The sequence below is a fragment of the Gracilibacillus salitolerans genome (assembly GCF_009650095.1).
In the GTDB taxonomy this organism is placed as follows: domain Bacteria; phylum Bacillota; class Bacilli; order Bacillales; family Amphibacillaceae; genus Gracilibacillus; species Gracilibacillus salitolerans.
Genome location: NZ_CP045915.1, coordinates 891694 through 913793, shown reverse-complemented (window position 1 = coordinate 913793; position 22100 = coordinate 891694). Strand labels below are relative to the sequence as shown.

Below are 22100 nucleotides of genomic sequence, written 5' to 3'. Positions count from 1 at the left end.
CGTCCTCAACCCTACTTTGGGTCAGAGGACAGGGTGAATGTCCCTCTTTTATTATTTTTCTCGTTGGACGATATAATGCATGAGTTGTTTTAAAAATGGAATGTTGTGTGGGAAGTTCTCTAATGCTTCTATTGCATCACAATAATGTTTCCACATTTCTTTCTTAGCTTGTTCCTCACCTAAAACTGTGACAAAAGTAGAACTGTTATTTTGACTATCAATCCCTGCTTGTTTACCTAATACGGTTGAATCTCCCTCAAGGTCTAACAAGTCATCTTTAATTTGAAAAGCAATTCCTGCATGATAAGTAAATTTCTTAATCGCTTCTGTAACTTCTGCTTGTGCACCCGCGACAATGGCCGGCATCATCAGCGATGCTTCAAAACCAATTCCTGTTTTGTATAAACATAGTTTATTTAATTCATCAACAGACAACTCTTTTCCTTTTGCCTCGAGATCCATGATCTGTCCCACACACATATCTTGTGTCATCCGTGTGGAATAGGATATCAAGTCTAAGATTTTGTCCGCCTCATACTTCCGTAATTTTGTCTGTTCCTGTACCGCTTTTTGTGTCATCCACAAGGCAGTTAATTCTGCCACCGCACTATTGTATTTCTCATGCAATGTTGGTCTTCCCCTGCGGATTGATGCATTATCCTGGGAAGGGAGATCATCAAAAATTAAAGAGGCTGTATGCATATATTCAATGGCTTTTAGTAATGGAATGATATCCTTCCCCGGCAATCCAAACCCTTCTGTCGCCATCACCCAAGTCATAATTGGCCTTAAGCGTTTGGCATCTCCCTGTAAACTGTAGTTAGCTGCATCCATAATAGAATGGTTAATGATAGCCTTCTGATCTGTTTTTTTAACGATTAAAAGTTGGTTAATTACATCTTTTGCACCTTCCAGTGTTTGTCGGAATTTCGCTTTCTCTTTTTCTTGTTGCTGTAATGTCTCAACCATTTTGTCACGGAGTAGTTTGTCAAAAAAAGCTACATTCTTCGTCCGCTCTACTACTTTTTGCAAAAACAGATCAAAAGAAGTATTGATCGAAAAAGTTTGCATCAATCCCTTATATTGATGCTTCCCCAGTCGCTTCCGCATTCGTTTCAAACCATTCGTAGCTCGATCTAAGATGATTTGTCGAGTATTCTCGTCATCTTTATAAACGTCATGAATTAAATAAGAGATAACTGACCAATACATTGCGAAAGGATTGATCAAATCCGGTCGCTTATGACGATATTTAAGAAAATAAGTATAGGGTGTGACACTATTGGACGCCAAATCTTGATCAATATCAGCCAAATCATCTGCTAATTGATTGTAAATCCCATAATAAAACATGTGCTCTTCAACCTGATCATTCGCTGAAAATAGTTGAAAGGAACGAACGATCATTCTCGATGATGAAGATTTCATAATAATCGGAATATACAACTCTTCATTCGTATAATCGGGGTTATCTAGATTCTTATTCCGATCTATTTCCTGTGCGTGGAAAAACAAATAAGCATTTTGATAAAAATTATCGAGATTGTCCTTTTGTTGATTTTCCTCCAGATAGATAAAGGCATCCGTTAATTCACGGTAAATTGGTTCCACAATCTCCTTGTTATCCCCATCCCATCCTGAAAAAGGAGTAATCTCACCAGTCCGTAATGTGTGACGAATAAGAGCCGCAAACTGACTTTTTTCTTGAGCAGACAATACTGTGGCATCCAATAAATCGTCAATGAATGGATACGTAAGTCCATAACAATAGCCAATCCGGACCGCCTTGTCCAAGCGTTTCGCCCTGACCTCCTGAGATGTTTCTTCCTGTAATTCTTCTATTTCATGCATCAATACTCCGGCTATTATTTTAATTAATTTCCGTTGTGCATGCACTTTGTCCAAGCCTTCAGGGATGAGTGAGGACACGTGTCTTAACTTCTTCATTAACCAAAAGAAGGTCGCTTCCAATGATTCTTTCTCCGCAAGTCGATACAGCTTCTCCAAACTGAATAATTCCTGATTCGAATATTGATGCAAATAGGCTTTAACATCCTCAGTTACAGATTTGATCCTTCGTTGCATCGTTGGTGATGCGATATCTCTACCTAAATCACGCAAATAAATATAAGAAATACTCCGGTGTAAATAATCGTCCAGCATTCCCTTTTTCGTTAGCTGTTGAAGGAATTTCTGATCTTGCGTTAATGCTATATTGTCATAATTCAAAAAGGATGATTTTTTCAATCGCTGGTATGCTTGCAAATCTTCTTTTAGGTTTGCAGTAAATCGCGGTTCCTCTAACTGTTTCACTAATGCTTGAAAATAAGTATGTGCTTTCTTTTCAGCAGTTTGATATTGTTGTTCCACCATATCCGTCCATTCCCCAAAATATTAGTTATCTTTAGTATACCATTTTATTGAGAAAATGGACTAAACATGTCTTATATCTGCTGTTTTTCATACCAGCTAGGAATCAATTTGGAGAAATGATCATGGTCATCGATAACGCTTAATGAATGATTATATAGTAAATCAAATTGTTCTGAACCCATCTTTTTTCCCCATACAAGTGCGGAAACCACATGCATTGCGCAGTACAGGGTATACAATTCCCAAAAAGCTTGAGTTGGCTTTTCCTTGGAATATCCGTCAACGATTCCATTTGTAAAAGGGATACTTACCTGGACAGAGAAAAACCCTAATTTTTGTAAATCATGTATAGGATCTCCCCAATCCATTCTTTGAAAATCAATAATACCAGAGAACTTCTTTTGATAAATTAACAAATTGGATGGATGAAAGTCATCATGTTGAAACTTATTTGGCCGATCTTTCATAATAGGTTCATTATCTTTAATATAATGTTGTAATAATGAACATAAACCTTGGTCCAAATCTAGCTTTTTCAATTCATTCAAATAGTTATCACTTTTTTCTTTTTTCACTTTATACCATGACGGGTATCCTTGCGGTGCATCTAGTTGATGTAGTTTTCTCAGCTCTCGCCCTGCTGATAAACCTGCTATATACTGTTCCTGCTTTGTTAGACTTCGTAGTGCTTCTTCTCCATCTTCACCTGGAAGATAGGTAAGTATCATATAACCCTTGCCGAATTCTATTGGTTTGGGAATCAAATTAGAAATTTCAGCTAGCTTTTTTAACGTTTCAAATTCTACTTTTCTTTTATCTATCTCATCAATAGGATATATTCGTAAAAGATATTTATAATCAAGGATATATTTTTGATCCCTGGAAAAGCCTTTGTCAATTTTCGTAATGACTTCAGCTGAATTCACCATAGGAATAGACTCGATCATAACAAATGGTTTCCTCTATCATAATTAAAATAATCGATATCAACATAACCACCATGTTCTCTGGTAGCATAATTAAATATCCCAATCCGGTAGCCCATAAAGTGATCTAATGTGTATTTCATTTGAAGTGTCTTACCGATGGGCTGCCAGTCTTGTCCGTTTGAAGAATAATAGAAAGTCGCTTCATCCATACTGTCATCAAAATTAAATATAATGTTTAAGTGGATCTGCTCGTTAGCAAAAGTTTTTTCTTCGACTACTTTTTCGTTGCCATTTCCATCGTTCATTGTCATCACAACAGCATATTCACCATTTTCCTTCCGTTTGATGCCAACCGTACCAAAATTACTCTGAAACGCGATTAGTCCTGCAAAATCTCCGGCCTTCATATTTGATACATCGAGTAGAACAGTACCACTACACGCAGGTCCTTCTGTTCGTTGTGTCAATGTATTGGGTGCTGTTAAAACACTTTTCGTAAGATGACCTGTTGTCAGTCTTAAATAACCTGGCCTTTCTGTGACCGACCATAAGGAATGATCCGGATTGTGATTCCATTGCCAATGTAAAGCTAATTCATTTTTTTCGTAAGCAAAATCATCACTGACCACCAATGGTTTCGCTTCATCGTCAGGAAGATTAATCTCAAGCTGTTCCGGTGCTTTACCATTCATACCTATCATTGGCCAACCATTTTCCCATTCGACAGGCAGAATATATGGAATTCTCCCGACAGCATCATGATCCTGGAACAGCATTGCATACCATTCGTTATTCGGTGTATCAAAAATCGCACCCTGGGCAATCCCTTTATTGTGATAGCCCATATCATCATCGAGAATAATCTTACGCTCATAATTTCCTAGCAATTCTGTTGAGCGATAGCAGACCTGTCTTCTTCGTTGCTTGCCATCAGTCGGCCATTCAATAAAAAGTAAATAGTATTCCCCATTTAGTTTATAAGCGTGGCAGCCTTCACATCGCAGCCCGATATTTTCCTTTGGCGTTTCCAATAATAATTGATCCATTCCATCAGGTTTAACCGCAGTTACATCCTCTGTTAATTCTGTTATACGGATGTCACCGCATCCATAAATCACAAAAACTCTGCCTTGATCAAACAGTAACGCTGGATCATGATAAATACCTTCAATCACTGAGCGTGTCCATGGACCTTCTTCGATATCTTGTGTTTGATAGACATAAAATTGATTCATATCATTACTGGAAAAGCAAAGATAATAGGTATTATTGTGATAACGCAAACTCGTAGCCCACTGTCCTTGACCATATATACCGTTGTCATCTAACAATTGATGTGCCCGATTATCTTCTAACGTATTGTAGACATAGGAGACAATCTCCCAATCTCTTAAGTTATGCGATTTCATAATTGGACAGCCAGGCATCGAATGCATACTCGTACTTACCATATAAAAAGCAGATTCAACCCTAATCACATCTACATCTGGCACATCCGACCAAAAAATAGGATTCTTCAACATAATACTCATTTAAATATCCTCCCCGAACTTAACATTTAAATTATCTTCATCTTACAAACTATTATTCCAAAAACACATCCATTAATCAAATATGGTTTGTTTTTTAGCAGTGGAGGGGGATATTGCTGGTGTGGCCAACGTGAGAATTCTAATTTTGAGTCGACGGGGCTTTTAGATCCTTTCTATCAAACGCGTGAGCTCTCTTTTATAATCGGCGTGTCGTTTAGACTTCTCAGTTAATACTAAAAGAACTGCCCACAACTTTATTTGGGGCAGTCCTCTTTACTCTTATTAAGTTCCACAAAATGTCTGATATGGTTCATCTGGCCTTGGAGGTAAAATAGCATATTCTTCCTGCTCTTCTGAGTAGGCGTAAGGATTTGATAATGCCTTCAATAACTTTTCCATTACGCTGTAGTCATCTTCACTTACTGCTTTTTCTAAAGCTTCTTCGACTAGATAATTTCTTGGGATAATAGACGGATTATTTTCTTTCATTAATTGCCGTGCCTGATCTGTCGTTTCGTGCTGTCGTGATAATCGTGCTTGCCATTTCTCATACCACTGCTTAAATGCATTTGCTTGGAATAGTCTCATCGTTTTATCAAATTGATCTAATGTTAACGAACGAAATGTATTCGTATAGTCTGCTTGATGTTGTTCCATCAAATCTAACAACCGGTGGATAAGTTCTTGATCTTCCTCTTCCTCATCAAATAAACCTAATTTCTTTCTCATACCTTTAAGCCAATTTTCCTCATACAAGCTCAAGTATTCTTTTATTGCTTCCTGTGCTGCTTCAAGTGCTTTCTCTTCATCATCATCCATTAATATTAGGATCGATTCTGCAAAACGGGATAAATCCCAACCGCCAATATCAGGCTGATTTCCGTATGCATAACGTCCACGAACATCAATTGAGCTAAATACCGTTCTTTTATCATAGGTATCCATAAAAGCACATGGTCCATAATCAATCGTTTCACCACTAATCGTCACGTTGTCTGTGTTCATCACACCATGAATAAAACCGACTAGTTGCCATTTCGCAATCAATGCAGCCTGCTTCCTGATCACTTCTTTTAGAAAAGATACATATTTATTAGACTCGTTTTTAAGTTCCGGGTAGTGGCGATCTATGGCATAATCTGCTAACTTCTGAAGATCCTCTTTCTCGCCCCAATTTCTCGCATATTGAAATGTCCCGACGCGAAGGTGACTGTTCGCTACTCTCGTTAAAATCGCCCCAGGAAATGCAACTTCACGCTCGACAGATTCTCCCGTCGTTACCACTGCTAAGCTTCTGTTTGTCGGGATCTTCAATCCATACATTGCCTCACTCATCAAATACTCACGCAACATTGGCCCTAAAGCCGCTCGTCCGTCTCCTCCACGTGAATACGGAGTCCTTCCTGAACCTTTTAATTGGATATCAACTCTGCGGCCATCAGGGGTAATATGCTCCCCAAATAGAATCGCTCGCCCATCACCAAGCATGGTAAAATGACCAAATTGATGCCCTGCATATGCTTGTGCAATCGGGAGACTACCTTCAGGCAATCGATTCCCGGAAAAAAGACCCGCACTATCCTTCAAACTTGCTGCATCCAAACCAAGCTCTGTTGCTAAAGAATGATTAAACATAACGACTTCCGGGTCCTCTACAGGTGTTGGCTGAACACGGGAATAAAAAAAGCCAGGTAAACGCTGATAGCTATTATCTAAATTCCAACCCTCATTTGTTGTTACCGCCATACTATCTCCTTTCATGAGACAAGTATCGTCTCATTCGCTTACTTCATTAAAATGCTACACCTAGGATAACACAAGTAGCGTTTGTATTAATATTAGTCGCATTCCCCGTTCTTATTCATTGCATTAAGTGCGGTAAAATAAGTTTTTATGACAATCCTTTGATCCCACTTTTGATAAATTGTATGGTATATTCTATCTCTCTTTCATCATCCCAATCATAATCAGGTACAATGATGAAACGTGCTAACAAATAGCCTAAAACTGTACTTATGGTTAAGCGAAAAATCGTTTCAGTTGGGATAGATTCGAGCTGGTCTTTTGTTAAAAAATGCTTTATTGCGTTTCGATATTTCGGTGCAATCTTTTCCATGTATATTTCTTTAAAGGTTTCTTGAATTTCGGAATGATAAAACATTTCTTGAAGTAATATTTTCAGTAATGCGGTATTCTTCCGGACAAATTCATATCGATTATGAATCACTTTACGAAGAAACTGATCCATTTCCTCAAACTCTTCACCTTCAAAAATCTCATTAAGAAATTGCTCCGCTAAAAATGGAACAGCAAACTTTGAAATAACAGGTAATACAATCGAAATTAGTAAATCTTTTTTCGTTTTATAATGGCGAAAAATCGTCCCTTCCGCTACACCAGCTCGTTTCGCTATCTCGCTAGTGGAAGCAGCAGCAAACCCCTTTTCAGAAAAAATTTCGATGGCTGCTTGCACGATTTTTGTCTGTTTTGGTGTTAATTCTTTTTCTGATACATCTAATAGTTCTTGTAGTAGTTCTTTATCAAGCTGTCCCATCGTTCTCACCTCTATCTTTTTCATCTAAAACAGTTATAACCTACGATGCTTCTTTAATGCAAAAATATTAAGGACAACAAAAACTGTTGCAAAAGCCATAATAATTAAGACATCTTGCCAAACATCCCAAATGTTCAGTCCTTTGAGCATGATCGCTTGCATCGCATTCGCTCCATACGTAAGTGGCATTAATTTACTGAGAACTTGTAACCACTCCGCCAGTGATTCCAATGGAAACATCCCAGAAAAAAAGACTTGCGGAATTATTACTAACGGAATAAACTGCATCATTTGAAATTCATTATTTGCAAAGGCGGATAGTAATGTCGCCAGACTCAAAGCTGTAATTGCTAATAAGAAGGTTACAAGTAAAAGCTGCCAAAAGGCTCCTGCCATCCAAATATCCAGTACAAATACAGAATAGCTCACAATGATGAGTGCCTGAAATATCGTAAAGATGCCAAACCCAATTAAATACCCAATAACAATTTCCCATCGCTTAATAGGCGTAGATAATAATTTTTCTAATGTCCCTTGTGTTCGCTCTCTTAAAAAAGAAATACCTCCGATAATAAAAACAAAGAAGAAGATAAAAAAGCCGATCAGTACTGAACCAACCTGATCAAAAAGGTTAAGCTGATCAGACCCGTAATAGTATTCAATGATAGGCTCTGCCTCTGAGCCACCATTCATTGCCTGTACTGCTTCCTGAATAGTTCGTAATGCAGCACTATTTGCGGTAGCATCACTTCCCTCTAAAAGGATAAATACTTCATTATCCTTAATCGTTAAGAAAGCATCGATATCACCTGCTTGAAACGCTTCCTTGGCTTCTTCTTCAGACATTTCCTTGATATCATTGTCGAATTCTTCTTGTAACACCTCTTCCAAAGGTGCTGGTATGGCATCGATAGCAATCTCAGGAGTATACTCACTACCATCCAGCACAAGCCAAATAAGAGTGATTACTAGCACAGGCGCTATTATCAAGAGGGCTAATGATCGCTTATCTCGCCTAAATTGTTGCGTAATACGTTTCACCACTGCCATCACATTCATTCTATGCCACCCCCATAAGCTAAGAATGCTTCCTCAATGGATTCAACAGTCTGCTCCGCCTTTAATTTCTCAGGGGTATCACAAGCAATGACAGAACCGTCACGCAACATTGCGAGCCGGTCACATTTATCCGCTTCATCCATTACATGCGTAGTTACAATAATCGTAACCCCACTTTCTTTCAACCTTCGAAATTCTTCCCAAATCGATTGTCGCAGTACTGGATCTATCCCTACTGTTGGTTCATCCAAAATCAACAACCTGGGAGTATGCATGAAAGAAGCGGCTAATGATAACCTTCTTTTCATTCCGCCAGAATAATGACGTACTTCTTTATTTAATGCTTCCGACAGGTTAACAATTTCTGCTGCTTTGTTAATGATCTTCTCTCGCTTTTTCTTTTTCAAACCATACAATGTGGCAAAAAAATCCAAATTCTCTTTTGCAGATAACTCATGGTACAAAGCATCTGATTGCGACATATAACCAATTGATCTCATTAATTTGAGTGATGGCATCTTATTTCCCTGTACAAATACCGTGCCTTTATCAGCTTCAATTATCCCTACAATGACCTTCACTAAGGTGGTTTTCCCTGCCCCGGATGGACCTAACAAACCGAATATCTCTCCACGCTCTACAGATAAATTAATATTCTTTAACACACTCTCTTTACCAAATGAAAGAGATATTTCATTCATTTCAAGTATTTTAGTCATAAATGGATTCCTCCCATCCACATAAAATGAGTGATTACTCACTTACATTAAAGCATGAAAAAAGGGAAATGTAAATACCTAAAAAATTGTTCACGAGATAGTATATGCTGTTGGCGAGATACCCTTGCTTATCTCGCCAAACAGACCTACTTTAAGTCAAAATCTCCTGATGATTCTTAATTATTTAATACATGAAGAAATGCTTTCATGTTCTTCGATAACCATTTATTTTTATGAATAGCTGTATAAATTCCTAACTGACTTGTACTTTCTTTTATCTCTTCTAGCTCACCATTATTAAGTTCTTCTTTTATCACAAAATAAGGTAGCATCGAAACACCTAGACCACACAATACCGATTTTTTGATAGCCTCCAAACTAGGTAATTCTATCTTGGAAATAGCTGTATCAGTCTTTTTGATATAGTCATCCACAACTGGACGCCAACTACAATGATATTCCGTTACCAACATCCGCTCTCTCTTATCACCTTTATGTTTACTTTTGATAAAACAAAGTCTTTCGTCACTAATTTGATTAATCCGCATTTCACTTACATGCCAATTCGGCATCTCCACTAGCATAGCAATATCGATGTCTCCGCTTTTTAACTGAGAGGTAAGGTTTTCATACTGAAGCGATTTTAAAGTCAATTTTACTTTAGGATATTTTTGCGTGAATTCCATTATTAATTGGGGAAGCCAATGAACCATTAAAGATTCACTAGCACCAATGGTTAATGGCCCTGATGGTTCTTCTCCCTCACTGACAATGGCTTTCGCTTTCGCATAGAGGTCAATAATTTCGATTGCATATGGGTAAAAGTCACGACCTGCTTGCGTTAAGATTGTCTTTCTTCCCAGCCGATCAAAAAGAGGGGTTTCTAATTCTTCTTCTAATTCCTTTATGTGTGCCGTTACAGAGGACTGTGCATAGCCTAGTTTGTCAGCTGCTTTTTTAAAACCACCAACATCGATAATGGTTGTAAACGTCATGAGATGTCTAAGCTCCAATCTTATCACTCCTTTATTATCATTTTTATTGAATTAATTTATTATAACTATCAATTTTACCGAAACATAATACTACTATATAATGAAATTAAGATAAGAACAAGAGATGAAGGAGCGATTAGATGAAAGTATTAACAATTGTGACACACCCACGCCAGGATTCATTAACCTTTACCGTTGCTAATCGAATGATTGAAGGACTCCAGGATGCTGGACATGAAGTAGATGTTATGGATTTATACCGCAGTGATTTTGATCCTATCTTAAAAGAAGCAGATGAGCCTGAATGGGGAACAGATCAGCAGCAATTTTCTACAAGAGTACATCAAGAAATGGAAAGGTTGAAACAGTATGATGGTTTAGCATTCGTCTTTCCACTTTGGTGGTGGAGCGTGCCTGCATTGTTAAAAGGATATATCGACAGAGTGTGGAACTATAGTTTTGCCTATGGACCTGGGAAATTACCGCATCAACATGTATTATGGTTAAGCCTGGCTGGTGCTCCTGTAGAAAGATTTACAAAAAGGAAATATGATCAGATGATAACACACTATTTTAATGTCGGGTTAGCGGATTACTGTGGGATAGGCTCTTCTAAATTCGAATTATTTTATGAAACGATCAAAGATAAGCCTGAATATATGGAGCATTGGATGGAAAAAGCTTATGAATTGGGTCTTAATTATGGAGAAACATCATGAAGTCATGTAGTTCGAGGAAGCTATGAACTTTGCATTTGGGATGGCTTTTTTTGTCGGTTTTTGTAGAGTAACAAGGAACGTCTTATTCACATCTAGAGGTGGATAAGGCGTTATTGCTTATTATTCCTTATTAGAAAATGTAATATCTGTTGCAACTAAACTAATCATCAGCACCAACTCCAGTGCATTTGTAAAAGCTGTACTTTCAACCTTGATTGGTAGAGCACTACCTATTCCCATTATAATAGCACCCACAAGCATCCATTTCCAGCTCGTAAAAATATAAACAAGAAAACCTGTAACAAGAAGGATTAAACTAACAATGATAATCATTAATATAGATCCAGCTGTTTTTTTTACAGGAACATAATGGAGTATACCATATTCCAAAACTGGCTTTAGCTCTATTACCGCTACTACTGTAATAATTTCGATAAGTATTAACACACATGTACACGTAAAAGTAATCCAAATTGCTCTGGCTGTGCTAAAATATTTTTTACCAGACTTTTGCAATACACCTAAACAGAACAGTATAAGTGTTGGTGTTATAACCGCATGTGTCCAATAACGGAACAGATGGAGATTTTCCAAAAGGGAGTCGGTTCCAATAAATTTTCCAAAAGCGATAATAGCATTGTCAACGATTAAACCAACTATGACTAAGTATAAAAAGAAAGTAAGGCTCATGATATTTTTCTCTCTTCTTTTAACAAAGCCCACTATTAATAAAATAAGATAAGATAGTGTAAAAACTAGATAGAAATAAAAATCCATTACATTCTCTCCTCAACAATTTCTTTCCATCCTTTATATATTGTCCTTTTCTGTTTATTTAATCATAATCATAATCGATCATATTTTTCTGCTCCAAATTCACTGCAGAGACACTAACCATCTATATGAAAAAATAGATAGAAAAAGACTCCAATAATTTGAAGTCTTTTTAAAAATAAGATTTAATCTAAATAATTTAGGAAATCTCTTATTCTAAAGCACTGAATTCATGTACCCATACTTCCATTTTAGGCAGCCATGGCATACCGGGATGGATCGATAATATTGCTTCTTTATATGCCTCTAAACTTTCATATCCTTCTCGATTGGCGTCTTCCTCCGTTAAGTCGCCAAGTTTTTGCTTATACACATTATCAATTCGGAATTTTTTATCTTTTAGTTCCAGCATTTCACCAATATCTGCATAACGGCCATTACGTCTTGTTGCGGTTTTAATACCTTCTAATACTTTATCCACATCATCCGGAATTGTAACAAGACGATCAATGCTGCAAGTTTTCGGTGGTAATGGCATACTGTTTTCATTTGTCATATATCTAACACCTTACCTTTCCTATTTATTGTATCTTTTACTATCTCTTTCTACAATAATCAGAACCTTTTTTTATGGCTCCATATAAGAAAATATTACAAAATGTTGAACATACGTGAAAACTAATGCTCCACCAAGCCAATAGCTAGCTTCTGGATTGCCGTAAAAAACGTGGATAGGCAAAGAAAGCAATTAAACCTCCAGCAACACCAAACGACAACAAGACCAATATTGGTAACCAGATATCAATGATTTGACCGTTTTTGACTAAAATGACTTTATATCCTTCCAATCCCCAATATTGTGGAAAGAACTTAGCTATCGTTTGCATATATTCCGGCATGAGTTCTAGCGGCATCCATAATCCACCAAGCATTGCACCACCTAATGCAATAACTTGTGTCAAAGCTATTCCCATGTTTTCCGTGTTCACTAATAACGACATCGCTAACCCCCAGCTAGTAGATATAAAGGCTAGTGTTAGAGATAAAACACTCAGAGCAAGTGGATCACCCAAAGGCAAGTCATACACTACTACACCAAATGTTAATAGTACGATAATCTGAATAATAACCACGATCATAAATGGTAGCCATTTACCGATAAGAAACTGATTTAATGGTAACGGGGTACTTGCGACTCGAGCAACCATTCCACTATCTCGGTCTTTTATAAAGGTAATGACCATCGAAATCATGATAAAGAATGAAAACATAACGGTATAACCCGGAACAATTTGTGTAACTAATTGCTCTGGTTCCATGTTGTTCACACCAGAAAATATCGTAATAAAACCGATGATAAAAATAATCGGCAATATAAAAGTCCAAAACCAAAGACCTTTATCCTGAAGCTTCTTTTTTAATTCGATCGTAGTAATCGCCCACATTTAAAATCAGCTCCTATCCATTATCCCTTAATTGGGTTCCTGTTAAATCAAAGAAAATATCTTCCAATCTTGATTGACTTAATTCCAACCGTTCTGGATGAATCCCATTGTTACGGAATTGCTCAATCATTTTGCCCATTGTCAATAGGGGATCATCACAATTAACCGTGAATCCAGTTTTTTTCTTGACTGTCACCCCATGTGATGACAGTCCTTCTTTGCTGATTCCCTCCGCCGAAACGAATATAGAAGCACTACGATGTTTATCCAGCACCTGTTTCATTGTTCCATGTTCGACGAGTTTTCCTTTATCAATAAACCCAACACTATCGCATAATTGCTCTACTTCTTCCATATAGTGACTAGAGTATACAATCGTACTCCCCGCCTCTTTTAGCTCCTGAATAAGCGAAAAAATCGAATGCCGTGATTGTGGATCAATTCCCACAGTCGGTTCATCTAACACAATCAAAGAAGGCTCATGAAGTATAGCACATCCGATATTTAGACGACGTTTCATTCCACCTGAGAACTCGGTTATTTTTTGATTTGCCTTCTCACTTAATCCAATTTGCTCTAAGACTGTTCGTATTCGTTTACGCAAATGTTCACCCGATAAGCCGTACAGCTTTCCAAAATACATTAAATTATCCTTAGCTGTTAATAATTCCTCCAGACAGATATCTTGTGGAACATATCCAATAAAGTCCTTTACCGCTGATCGATTTTTTGTTAACGAATGATCAAAAACTTGAATATCTCCATCAAAGCGTTGCAGTACACCGACTAATATTTTCATGAAAGTAGATTTTCCTGCACCATTTGGACCTACAAGCCCGAAACAATTACCTTCATTAATTTGAAAATGCAAGTCATCCAATGCTTGAGTGGAACCATATGATTTACTAACACCTTGCACAACAATCATAAAAACCGCCTCCTTTTATTAATTTTTTTTATCTATACATTCATTCATTGACCTTGCCATTCTTTTATAATGGAAATACAAACCTATCCACATGATGGAATAGCTAATCAAAAATATTACTAAACCTATCAATAACGACAATGGATCAAAAGGAAGCCAGCCTGCTAGAATGATAATTGGAAAAAGAACCATAAATGTTGAAGTTGAATGTACAACTGTCTGTTTCAAAAGGCTCCAACCTTCCCGTTCGAATATAATAGACGCAAAACTATAAAAAATACCAATCAGCATGCTCGCCAACCAATGTTTCCATATTTCCTGTATCGAGGAATCGATAGATTGAATAATCATGAAAGAAGTTACCGCGAAGGTTATAAGACTTCCTACCGCAACACCTATCATGATTCTTTTCAGGCCTTCAGCGATCATGAGATTCGCCCCCTTCCACAATCTGTGCTTTTAAATCATGGACATATTTTCTGCTCACATATTCCTTACTTCCCGACTTAAAATAGACACATAGATTCCCATTAAAGGATAATTCGAACCGATCGATTTGATTTACATTGCCAACAACCGATTTAGAAAAACGGATAAAACCCGCCGCACTGAGCATATCCTCTACTTCATACAATTTCATCTTCAACTCCATACACTTGCCATTAACGGACGCGTACACTTTCCGCTCTCTGGCAAAAACAAAATCAATTTCTACAGGATTTAATAAAATAGATCGATCTTCCTGAACAGATACAATTCTTTTCGGTTGTTTCTTTTGAAGCGATTGAACCAGTTCCTCAATGTCTTTTGTCCATTCCTTCGCGTGAATTGTAACATTGCACTCTTCATATTTTGGATCAATATCAATTTGTATCTTCATTTTTCCTCCCCTTTTTGTATTATGCTATAATTCATGTAGCACTTGGGAAAATTACACATTAGTTGTTCAAAAAAATGTATGACCGGTAAATTTGCTAGTATAAGATGCTTTTCATTATATAAAAAGCGACTGATTAATATGCTCATCAGTCGCTCATTTTTATGATAAACCTAAGGAATCCCCGTCTTTTTATTTTATTAATTGTTCTCTGCAGGATAATTAATCTTGCCTGTTTCTACTAACTGCTTCAGTCCTTCAAACATCATTTCCCAACCAGCTTTTGAACCATCGTGGTATTCTTTACATGCCTTATCAATATCTTCTGGCGTCCATCCTTCTTCATGTGGGACAACGATTTTCTGAACAAAAGTCATATTGCACCCCGATTCAGTTGGCTCAAACGAAATAGTTAATACATCTTCCGTATCACTGAACTGCGGCATTCTGAAAGTCTTTACTAATTTGTTTGGTGCATCAATTACTCTGTACTCCCCGATTGCTCGATAATCCTTCCCTTCGCGGTGATCAACAATTTCCCAGCTGCCACCTTCTTTGGCATCACTTTCTGCCACTTTGTTCGTCATTTCCATTGTGAAAAGCCATTTCTTCATTAAATCCGGTTGAATCCACGCTGCGAACACTTTATCCGCTTCTACCTCAAAGGACTTCGACATTGTTAACGTTATAGTTGATTGGTTTGACATCCGTTATTCACACCTTTTTTTGATAAAATTATTATGTTTTTCTGTGAGTTGTCTTTTAGCGGGGGTGATCGTATTTTGCTTGAAGTTGATAGTAAATTCTAAAAGTTGATCGTATTTTCCCTGAAGTTGATCGTTGATAATAAAATGATGTATGCACTTCCATAATACCATAATTACATAGTAAAAAAACAAAAAGAGCTGACCCAATGGCCAGCTCACTAATCACATTTTACCCGATCTTCTTTAGCACTAATTCCTCATGTTTTTCGGTAGCAGTTAATAAGCCTATAACGCCCATTACAATAAACGAAGCTAAGGAAGCAAAGAACATTGCAAGATAAATATTTTCTATTACATTAAATTGAGTGAAAACGACATACAAGCCTGCACCTGTGATTACCGCAGCTATTGCACCGTAATTTGTTGCCTTTTTCCAAAAGTATCCTAACGATATCGGTGCTAAAATACCAGAAATAATCGCAGAAAAGCTAAATTGAATTAATATGGATAGTGATTCCGGCCGGTCTAAGGATATATATAAAGACAGCAAACCAACTACAATAAGCGATCCTTTTGCTACTTTAACAGATTGAGATTCTAATTTTGCCTGACTAATATTCTTCTTAAATACCGGTGCAAGTACACGATAAAAATCATTCCCGATACTAGTTGTTACACCTAAATATAAGCTATCTGTACTAGACAAGATCGCAGAAATAATACCAACAATCATAATTGCTGCAATAATACTAGGGAACGATTCGATCACATACATCGGGATGGCAGAATCCGGGCTATTTAATGTTGGGAAAATTACACGTGCCGCTAATCCACCTAGTACCATCAACGTTGAAATCACAAATAAAACAATTCCGGATGATAAAGTAAATGGCGCAAGCTCTTCCTCTGTTTCGATCGATAAAATCTTATTTAGCAAGTGTGGCATTAGAATAAAACTGAATAATAAAAACTGAACAGCCATAATCGCTAATACACTATTATATGGACCATCAACGCCTATAAAAGTAGTTAGATTAGGATCTACCGCATTCAGTTGATTCGTTAATTCTCCGAAAACATTGATACCGCCACCGATTGTCCAAAAGAACGAAATAAAGATAAGAATAGAAGCTACAGCCATGAACAATCCCTGAATACCGTCCGTAATCATTTGGGCAAAGGCACCACCAAGTCCGATATATAAAATCGTAATGGTTACCCCGATAATAATCCCCCAGAAATAAGGAATCCCGATTACCGTTTCAAAAATAGTAGCAAGACCGACATTTTGTCCAACAATATAATACACATTGAATAAAATCAGCAATGATACGATAACTTGTAACGTTTTCGAATTATATCGGCGTCCTAACCATTCTGGTACGGTGGAAACTCGACCGAATTTTTTTCCATAACGCCAAAACGTTTTAGCGAAAATTAAAAGTCCAACCCATGAAACACCGAAACAACCTAATGTATACCATAAAACCGATGTACCATGTTGATAGGCTAAGCCTGGAACACCGATAAATAGATTCGCACTAGAGTAAGAAGCAGCAAAACTGGCTCCTACCAGCCAAGGACTAACCTTCCCTCTTGCCGTAGCAAATCCATTCATCGATTTACTATGGGCCCTTCCTTTCTTACCAATCCATGTTACAACGCCAAAATAAGCAATTAATAATATAATAACAGTCCAAAGAAGTAAATTAGATTCCGTCAACATGCGATAAAACCACCTTTAATTATTTTTATAAAACTTGCTCCATATGATAAGACCAATAACCCAAAAAACTGCAACTAAAATAAGATACGTATAGATCATGACTTAATCCCCTTTCTTCTGGAAAAATGGTAATAGTCTTTCGTTTAATGACTGAAAGGATATTTCTACTGGTAACTGATAACTCAAATCCTGTTCGCCGATTAACAAATGGGTAAGTAAAGTTGGCCCTTCTGCTAATTCAACAATTCCTACTGCATATGGCGTACGCTCCTGCCAGGCTGGATGTCCTGCTCGGTGGACAATACTCCATGATTTTACCTTTCCTTTGCCGGAAGCTTCTTTCCATGTTAGGTTCGACCCAAAGCAGTGAGGACAATGAGCTCGGGGATAGAAAACCCACTGAGCACAATCATCACATCGCTGCAGGAAGAATTGTTTCTCGGCAATCTTATCCCAAAAAGGCTTACTTACCGCTGTAATCGTTGGTTCCGGAAATGATATGTTCGTCATTGTTCTCCTCCTAATACTAAAGCAGTTGTTTCACTTAACGTCGCTCCATTTCCTGTAACGAGGGCATATTTAGCATCGGGAATTTGTCGTTCTTCTCCTTCGCCGCGTAATTGCACAACTGCTTCAATTACATGCGACATCCCTCCAGCTAAATCGGCTTGTCCAAATCCTAATTGGCCGCCATGTGTATTCAATGGATAATCGCCATCATGACCAAAAGTATGGCTTCTGACAAAATCACCGAATTCTCCTGGCTTACATATTCCGATGCTTTCCAGCTGTACCGCTACAACACTTGTATAACAATCGTAAAGGGACAGTAAATCTAAATCCTTACCGTCTATTTCCGCCTGTTTTAATGCATGTGGGATGGAATATGCAAAAGGTAACTGATCAACAGTTGGGGCTTGACTAACCGCACGATGCGTAATTTTTTCCCCTGCTCCTTTCAAGTAGACAGCATTGTTTTTAGTTTGCTTCGCTTTTTCTTCTGAAGTGACGATCACCGCTGCCCCACCCGCGCACGGCATGACAATTTCTAAAAGTCTTAGAGGATCAGAGATCATTGGTGATTGCAAAATATCTTCTAACTCAACTGGTTTATCATAAAAGATCGCTTTCGGGTTTTTTTGTGCATTTTTTCTGGACCAATAGGCGATCCTGGCAAAATCCTCTTGTTTGGAACCATACACTTCCATGTGCTCTCTTTTTAACAATGCATAAGAGGTATTCGCTCCTGAAGCACCAAACGGAACATCAAATTCACGAATCGGATTACGGTTTGGTGAACGTGGAACCTGTCCTTTTTCGTTTTTGTTCGCTAATACACAGACAACCGTTTCACACATTCCTGCTTCAATGGCGGCAGCTGCACGCCAAACCATCCCTGCACCTGTCGCCCCACCAAGATCAACAGTATTGGACATGGTCGGTGAAATACCTAAATACTCTGACACCGTTGCAGGTACGTGTTGTGGAGTTTCACCGACTTGGGGACCTACTAACAATCCATCTATTTCATCTTTTGTTATTCCGGCATCTGCTAATGCAAGTTGTACAGATTCCGCAATTAAGCCTAACGTCGTTTTCCCTTCAGAGTAACGTACTGGCTGTAGTTCACCGATACCGATAATCGCTCCTTTCGGTCGTTTCGCCATTAGTAGCACTCCTTCTCTTTAATATCTGTCCATTCTTGTAGGCATTCAGGGTTACTGATAGATGCTTTATTTTTGACTTCTTTACCAATCGCTTCTGTTTTTGCAGCACCTTCGACTTTCTTACCATTGACTGTATATGGTATATCGTTTACTTGATAAATACGTCTTGGTACATGTCTTGGTGATGCTTTTTTCCTTATTTGCTGGCGAATATGTTTAGCCAATTCTTTCGATAACTGGTCGGTTACTACACATAAAACAATTTCTTCATCATTCTCACATGGCAGTCCAAATACAATCGAATCTTTAACTTCCTCTATTTGTTCTACAACACTATATATCTCTGCTGTCCCGATTCTCACACCACCCGGATTAAGGACAGTATCTGCACGTCCATAGATAACAAAGGATTGATCAATAGTTTGTTCGGCAAAATCTCCATGTGTCCAAATACCAGGTCGTTCAGCAAAGTAGTTATTGCGATAACGTTCGTCACCATCCTCACCATAAAATGTTAGTGGCATACTTGGAAAGGCTTGTGTACAGACAAGATCTCCTTTTTGACCATAGACAGGTGCATCGCGGTCATCGAAAACTTCCATCGCCATTCCTAATGCTTTACAACTGATCTCACCACGGATAACGGGATGAACAGGTGAACCCATCACAAAACATCCAATTATCTCTGTACCACCTGAAATAGAAGCTAAATAAAGATCTTCTTTTATTGTCTCGTATACCCAGTCATATTGCTCTGCTACAAGTGGAGCACCACAGGAAAGGATACTTTTTAAGGAAGCTAATGAATAGTGATCTTTCAATACAACCTCTGCTTTCATTAACGAATCTAAGTATTTTGGACTCGTACCAAAATGTGTAACCCCGATTTCTTCAGCGATGTTCCATAAATGCATCGGTGTGTCTGGTAACACTGGAGAACCGTCGTATAATAAAACCGAAGCATTACTAGCTAAACCAGATACAACCCATGGATACATCATCCATGCTGTGTTGGTATACCAAAACAACACATCTTCTTCGTGGACATCACAATGCAATTGGTGCTCTTTAACATGTTGTAATAACGTGCCACCTACAGAGTGAACAATTGCCTTTGGCAGTCCTGTCGTGCCTGATGTATATAGAATATAGAGAGGTTCGCGAAAACCGATTCTTTCAAATTGAGGTATCTCCACATCATTTTCTAGGAAAGAATGCCATGTGATTGCATCCGGCAGTTCTCCCGCAATCGTAATAACGTGCTGAATACTTCCAATCTGCCCGACCGTTTCATGTACTTTGTCCGAAATATCAAAAGGTTTCTGCTTATACTGGTACTTAAGATTGGCAATCAGTATTTTCGGCTGTACTTGACCAATCCGATCAATGATTCCTTTAGCACCGAAGTCCGGTGAACAAGAAGTCCACACCGCACCAAGTGATGTTGCAGCAAGTAAAGCGACCAACCCTTCAATATTATTGGTAGTAATACCTGCTACACGATCCCCCTTTTTTACCCCAAGCTGTTGTAAGCCGTACTGTGCTTTTGCTACTTGTTTCCGCAATTCTTGAAAGGTAATCTGAGCCGTGACACCTGTTTCATCCGCTTGATAGGCAGCAACTTGAGCATCTTTACCTTTTAAGAGATTCTCCGCAAAGTTTAATTTAGCATCAGGGAAAAAGACAGCATCAGCCATGGAGTCTGCAGGAACATAGATTGTTTCTCCTTTTTCTCCGATGATATCAGCATAGTCCCAAACTCCTGACCAGAAATCTCCTATATTAGTAATTGACCAACGATGTAATCTTTCATAAGGAAAAAGGGGTTGATTCACTGTTTTTGCAAAAGCTTTAAGATGGGATCGTTCGATATCTTTGTCCGTTGGTTCCCATAATATATGACTTTTTTTCTCTAATGGTTGAGTATTCATCGTTTTCCTCCTTCCTCTGGTACCTCAATAAGAATGGCAATTCCTTGACCACCACCGCCACATAGGGAAGCAATTCCTTTACCTCCGCCACGTCGTTTCAAAGCATGCGCCAAGGTTAATACTAAACGGAAACCTGTACCTCCGAGCGGATGCCCTATCGCGATAGCTCCTCCGTTTATATTTACTTTCTCATAATCAATATCCAGTGCCTGACAGCTTGCGATCACGACACTAGCAAATGCTTCATTTATTTCGAATAAATCAATATCATCTACTTTCAGTTGCTGTTTATCCAATATTTTTTGAATGGCATCTGCTGGTTTTGTCTGTAAGCTTGTGTCCGGTCCAGCAGTTTCTGCCCAGTCGATAATATGTGCAAGTGGTTCTGTTCCCAATTGCTCTGCTTGCTCTAATGTTGTGACAACGCCAAGGCTTGCCCCGTCTGTCATTTGAGAAGCATTCCCTGCTGTAATCGTTCCTTCTTTAATAAATGCTGGTTTTAGGTTCGCCAATTTTTCTACTGTTGTTTGAGGCCGAATCCCTTCATCGTCTGCTAGCTCTCCATTAATTGGAAGGATTTCCTGCTGTAACAGACCTTGTTCGTACGCTGCTGCCGCTCTTTGTTGAGATAGAGCTGCAAATTGATCCTGCTCCTCACGACCAATCTGATAGGCATGATTATATTGTTCAGTTAAGGCACCCATGGATTGATCACTTAAGGAGCACCATAACCCATCATGTAGTAACGTATCGGTTAGCTTTTGGTGTCCGATACCTTTTATCGAGCGCGTCGGGATTACATGTGGTGCGTTGGACATGGAGTCAAAGCCACCAACAATATAAGCAGACCCTTCTTCTAATTTAATGCGGCGGACTGCATCAATAACCGAAGCTACTCCCCCGAGACATACATTATTTAGTGTAATCGCTGGTGTGCTGGTATCCAGCCCCGCCTGATGAGCAACTTGCCTTGCAGGATTTTGCCCCTGGCCAGCCTGAATAACTTGCGCTAACAATACTCCATCTATATGTGGGATCTTTGCATACTTATTGATCAAATACTTCAATGGCTTGCTTGCCAAAGTTACAGCATCTAATCCTGAAAGTGCACCCTTCCATTTTCCAAAAGGTGTTCGGATCCCGTCTAAAATTACAATTGACATAA

The 22100-nt window shown here is 38.3% G+C and carries 21 protein-coding genes; 1 reads left to right on the top strand and 20 read right to left on the bottom strand.

Going from position 1 to position 22100, the window contains the following annotated elements; translation table 11 throughout:
- Positions 1-51 precede the first annotated feature (51 nt).
- From GI584_RS04525 to GI584_RS04490, 8 genes are all read right to left on the bottom strand, one after another.
- Positions 52-2373, bottom strand: coding sequence for a polyprenyl synthetase family protein (locus GI584_RS04525; protein WP_153790399.1), 2322 nt, complete (start codon positions 2371-2373; stop codon positions 52-54).
- A gap of 71 nt (positions 2374-2444) precedes the next feature.
- Positions 2445-3320 (bottom strand): phosphotransferase, encoded by an 876-nt coding sequence (locus GI584_RS04520; RefSeq protein ID WP_153790398.1) that lies wholly within the window; start codon positions 3318-3320, stop codon positions 2445-2447.
- Positions 3317-4834: a glycoside hydrolase family 43 protein gene (locus GI584_RS04515; RefSeq protein WP_153790397.1), complete on the bottom strand. Its 1518-nt coding sequence runs from the start codon at positions 4832-4834 to the stop codon at positions 3317-3319. The genes GI584_RS04520 and GI584_RS04515 overlap by 4 nt, the downstream gene beginning before the upstream one ends.
- A gap of 282 nt (positions 4835-5116) precedes the next feature.
- On the bottom strand, positions 5117-6580 hold the full coding sequence (locus tag GI584_RS04510) for a protein adenylyltransferase SelO (RefSeq protein ID WP_153790396.1): 1464 nt from the start codon (positions 6578-6580) through the stop codon (positions 5117-5119).
- Between the two features lie 145 nt (positions 6581-6725).
- Positions 6726-7388, bottom strand: coding sequence for a TetR/AcrR family transcriptional regulator (locus tag GI584_RS04505; protein ID WP_153790395.1), 663 nt, complete (start codon positions 7386-7388; stop codon positions 6726-6728).
- A gap of 33 nt (positions 7389-7421) precedes the next feature.
- Entirely contained in the window at positions 7422-8447 is a 1026-nt protein-coding gene (locus GI584_RS04500; RefSeq protein WP_153790394.1) for an ABC transporter permease, read from the bottom strand.
- Positions 8444-9166: an ABC transporter ATP-binding protein gene (locus GI584_RS04495; RefSeq protein WP_153790393.1), complete on the bottom strand. Its 723-nt coding sequence runs from the start codon at positions 9164-9166 to the stop codon at positions 8444-8446. Before GI584_RS04495 ends, GI584_RS04500 begins: the two co-directional genes overlap by 4 nt.
- Positions 9167-9342: 176 nt before the next feature.
- Complete coding sequence (locus GI584_RS04490) at positions 9343-10179, bottom strand: LysR family transcriptional regulator (protein WP_153790392.1); 837 nt, start codon at positions 10177-10179, stop codon at positions 9343-9345.
- A 122-nt stretch (positions 10180-10301) separates the two neighbouring features.
- On the opposite strand from GI584_RS04490, the gene GI584_RS04485 reads away from it, so the two are divergent.
- Positions 10302-10880: an NAD(P)H oxidoreductase gene (locus tag GI584_RS04485; protein ID WP_100361823.1), complete on the top strand. Its 579-nt coding sequence runs from the start codon at positions 10302-10304 to the stop codon at positions 10878-10880.
- A 120-nt stretch (positions 10881-11000) separates the two neighbouring features.
- Here GI584_RS04485 and GI584_RS04480 read toward each other — a convergent pair whose 3' ends face one another.
- From GI584_RS04480 to GI584_RS04425, 12 genes are all read right to left on the bottom strand, one after another.
- Complete coding sequence (locus tag GI584_RS04480) at positions 11001-11657, bottom strand: hypothetical protein (protein WP_153790391.1); 657 nt, start codon at positions 11655-11657, stop codon at positions 11001-11003.
- A gap of 208 nt (positions 11658-11865) precedes the next feature.
- Positions 11866-12210, bottom strand: coding sequence for an ASCH domain-containing protein (locus GI584_RS04475; RefSeq protein WP_153790390.1), 345 nt, complete (start codon positions 12208-12210; stop codon positions 11866-11868).
- A gap of 145 nt (positions 12211-12355) precedes the next feature.
- Positions 12356-13099 carry an ABC transporter permease gene (locus tag GI584_RS04470; RefSeq protein ID WP_153790389.1) on the bottom strand — a complete coding sequence of 248 codons (744 nt, stop codon included), beginning with the start codon at positions 13097-13099 and terminating at the stop codon, positions 12356-12358.
- A gap of 13 nt (positions 13100-13112) precedes the next feature.
- Positions 13113-14027 (bottom strand): ABC transporter ATP-binding protein, encoded by a 915-nt coding sequence (locus tag GI584_RS04465; protein WP_100361827.1) that lies wholly within the window; start codon positions 14025-14027, stop codon positions 13113-13115.
- Between the two features lie 18 nt (positions 14028-14045).
- Complete coding sequence (locus GI584_RS04460) at positions 14046-14456, bottom strand: DUF3021 domain-containing protein (RefSeq protein ID WP_100361828.1); 411 nt, start codon at positions 14454-14456, stop codon at positions 14046-14048.
- A complete protein-coding gene (locus tag GI584_RS04455; protein WP_153790388.1) occupies positions 14446-14907 on the bottom strand; it encodes a LytTR family DNA-binding domain-containing protein in 462 nt (153 codons plus the stop codon). The genes GI584_RS04460 and GI584_RS04455 overlap by 11 nt, the downstream gene beginning before the upstream one ends.
- A gap of 197 nt (positions 14908-15104) precedes the next feature.
- Positions 15105-15611, bottom strand: a complete 507-nt coding sequence (locus GI584_RS04450) for an SRPBCC family protein (protein ID WP_153790387.1) — start codon at positions 15609-15611, stop codon at positions 15105-15107.
- A gap of 229 nt (positions 15612-15840) precedes the next feature.
- Complete coding sequence (locus tag GI584_RS04445) at positions 15841-17337, bottom strand: sodium:solute symporter family protein (RefSeq protein WP_153790386.1); 1497 nt, start codon at positions 17335-17337, stop codon at positions 15841-15843.
- 102 nt (positions 17338-17439) lie between these two features.
- Positions 17440-17847, bottom strand: a complete 408-nt coding sequence (locus GI584_RS04440) for a Zn-ribbon domain-containing OB-fold protein (RefSeq protein ID WP_100361832.1) — start codon at positions 17845-17847, stop codon at positions 17440-17442.
- Positions 17844-19004, bottom strand: coding sequence for a thiolase family protein (locus tag GI584_RS04435; RefSeq protein ID WP_153790385.1), 1161 nt, complete (start codon positions 19002-19004; stop codon positions 17844-17846). Before GI584_RS04435 ends, GI584_RS04440 begins: the two co-directional genes overlap by 4 nt.
- Complete coding sequence (locus GI584_RS04430; RefSeq protein WP_153790384.1) at positions 19004-20935, bottom strand: acetoacetate--CoA ligase; 1932 nt, start codon at positions 20933-20935, stop codon at positions 19004-19006. The genes GI584_RS04435 and GI584_RS04430 overlap by 1 nt, the downstream gene beginning before the upstream one ends.
- A complete protein-coding gene (locus tag GI584_RS04425) occupies positions 20932-22098 on the bottom strand; it encodes a thiolase family protein (RefSeq protein WP_153790383.1) in 1167 nt (388 codons plus the stop codon). The genes GI584_RS04430 and GI584_RS04425 overlap by 4 nt, the downstream gene beginning before the upstream one ends.
- Positions 22099-22100 lie beyond the last annotated feature (2 nt).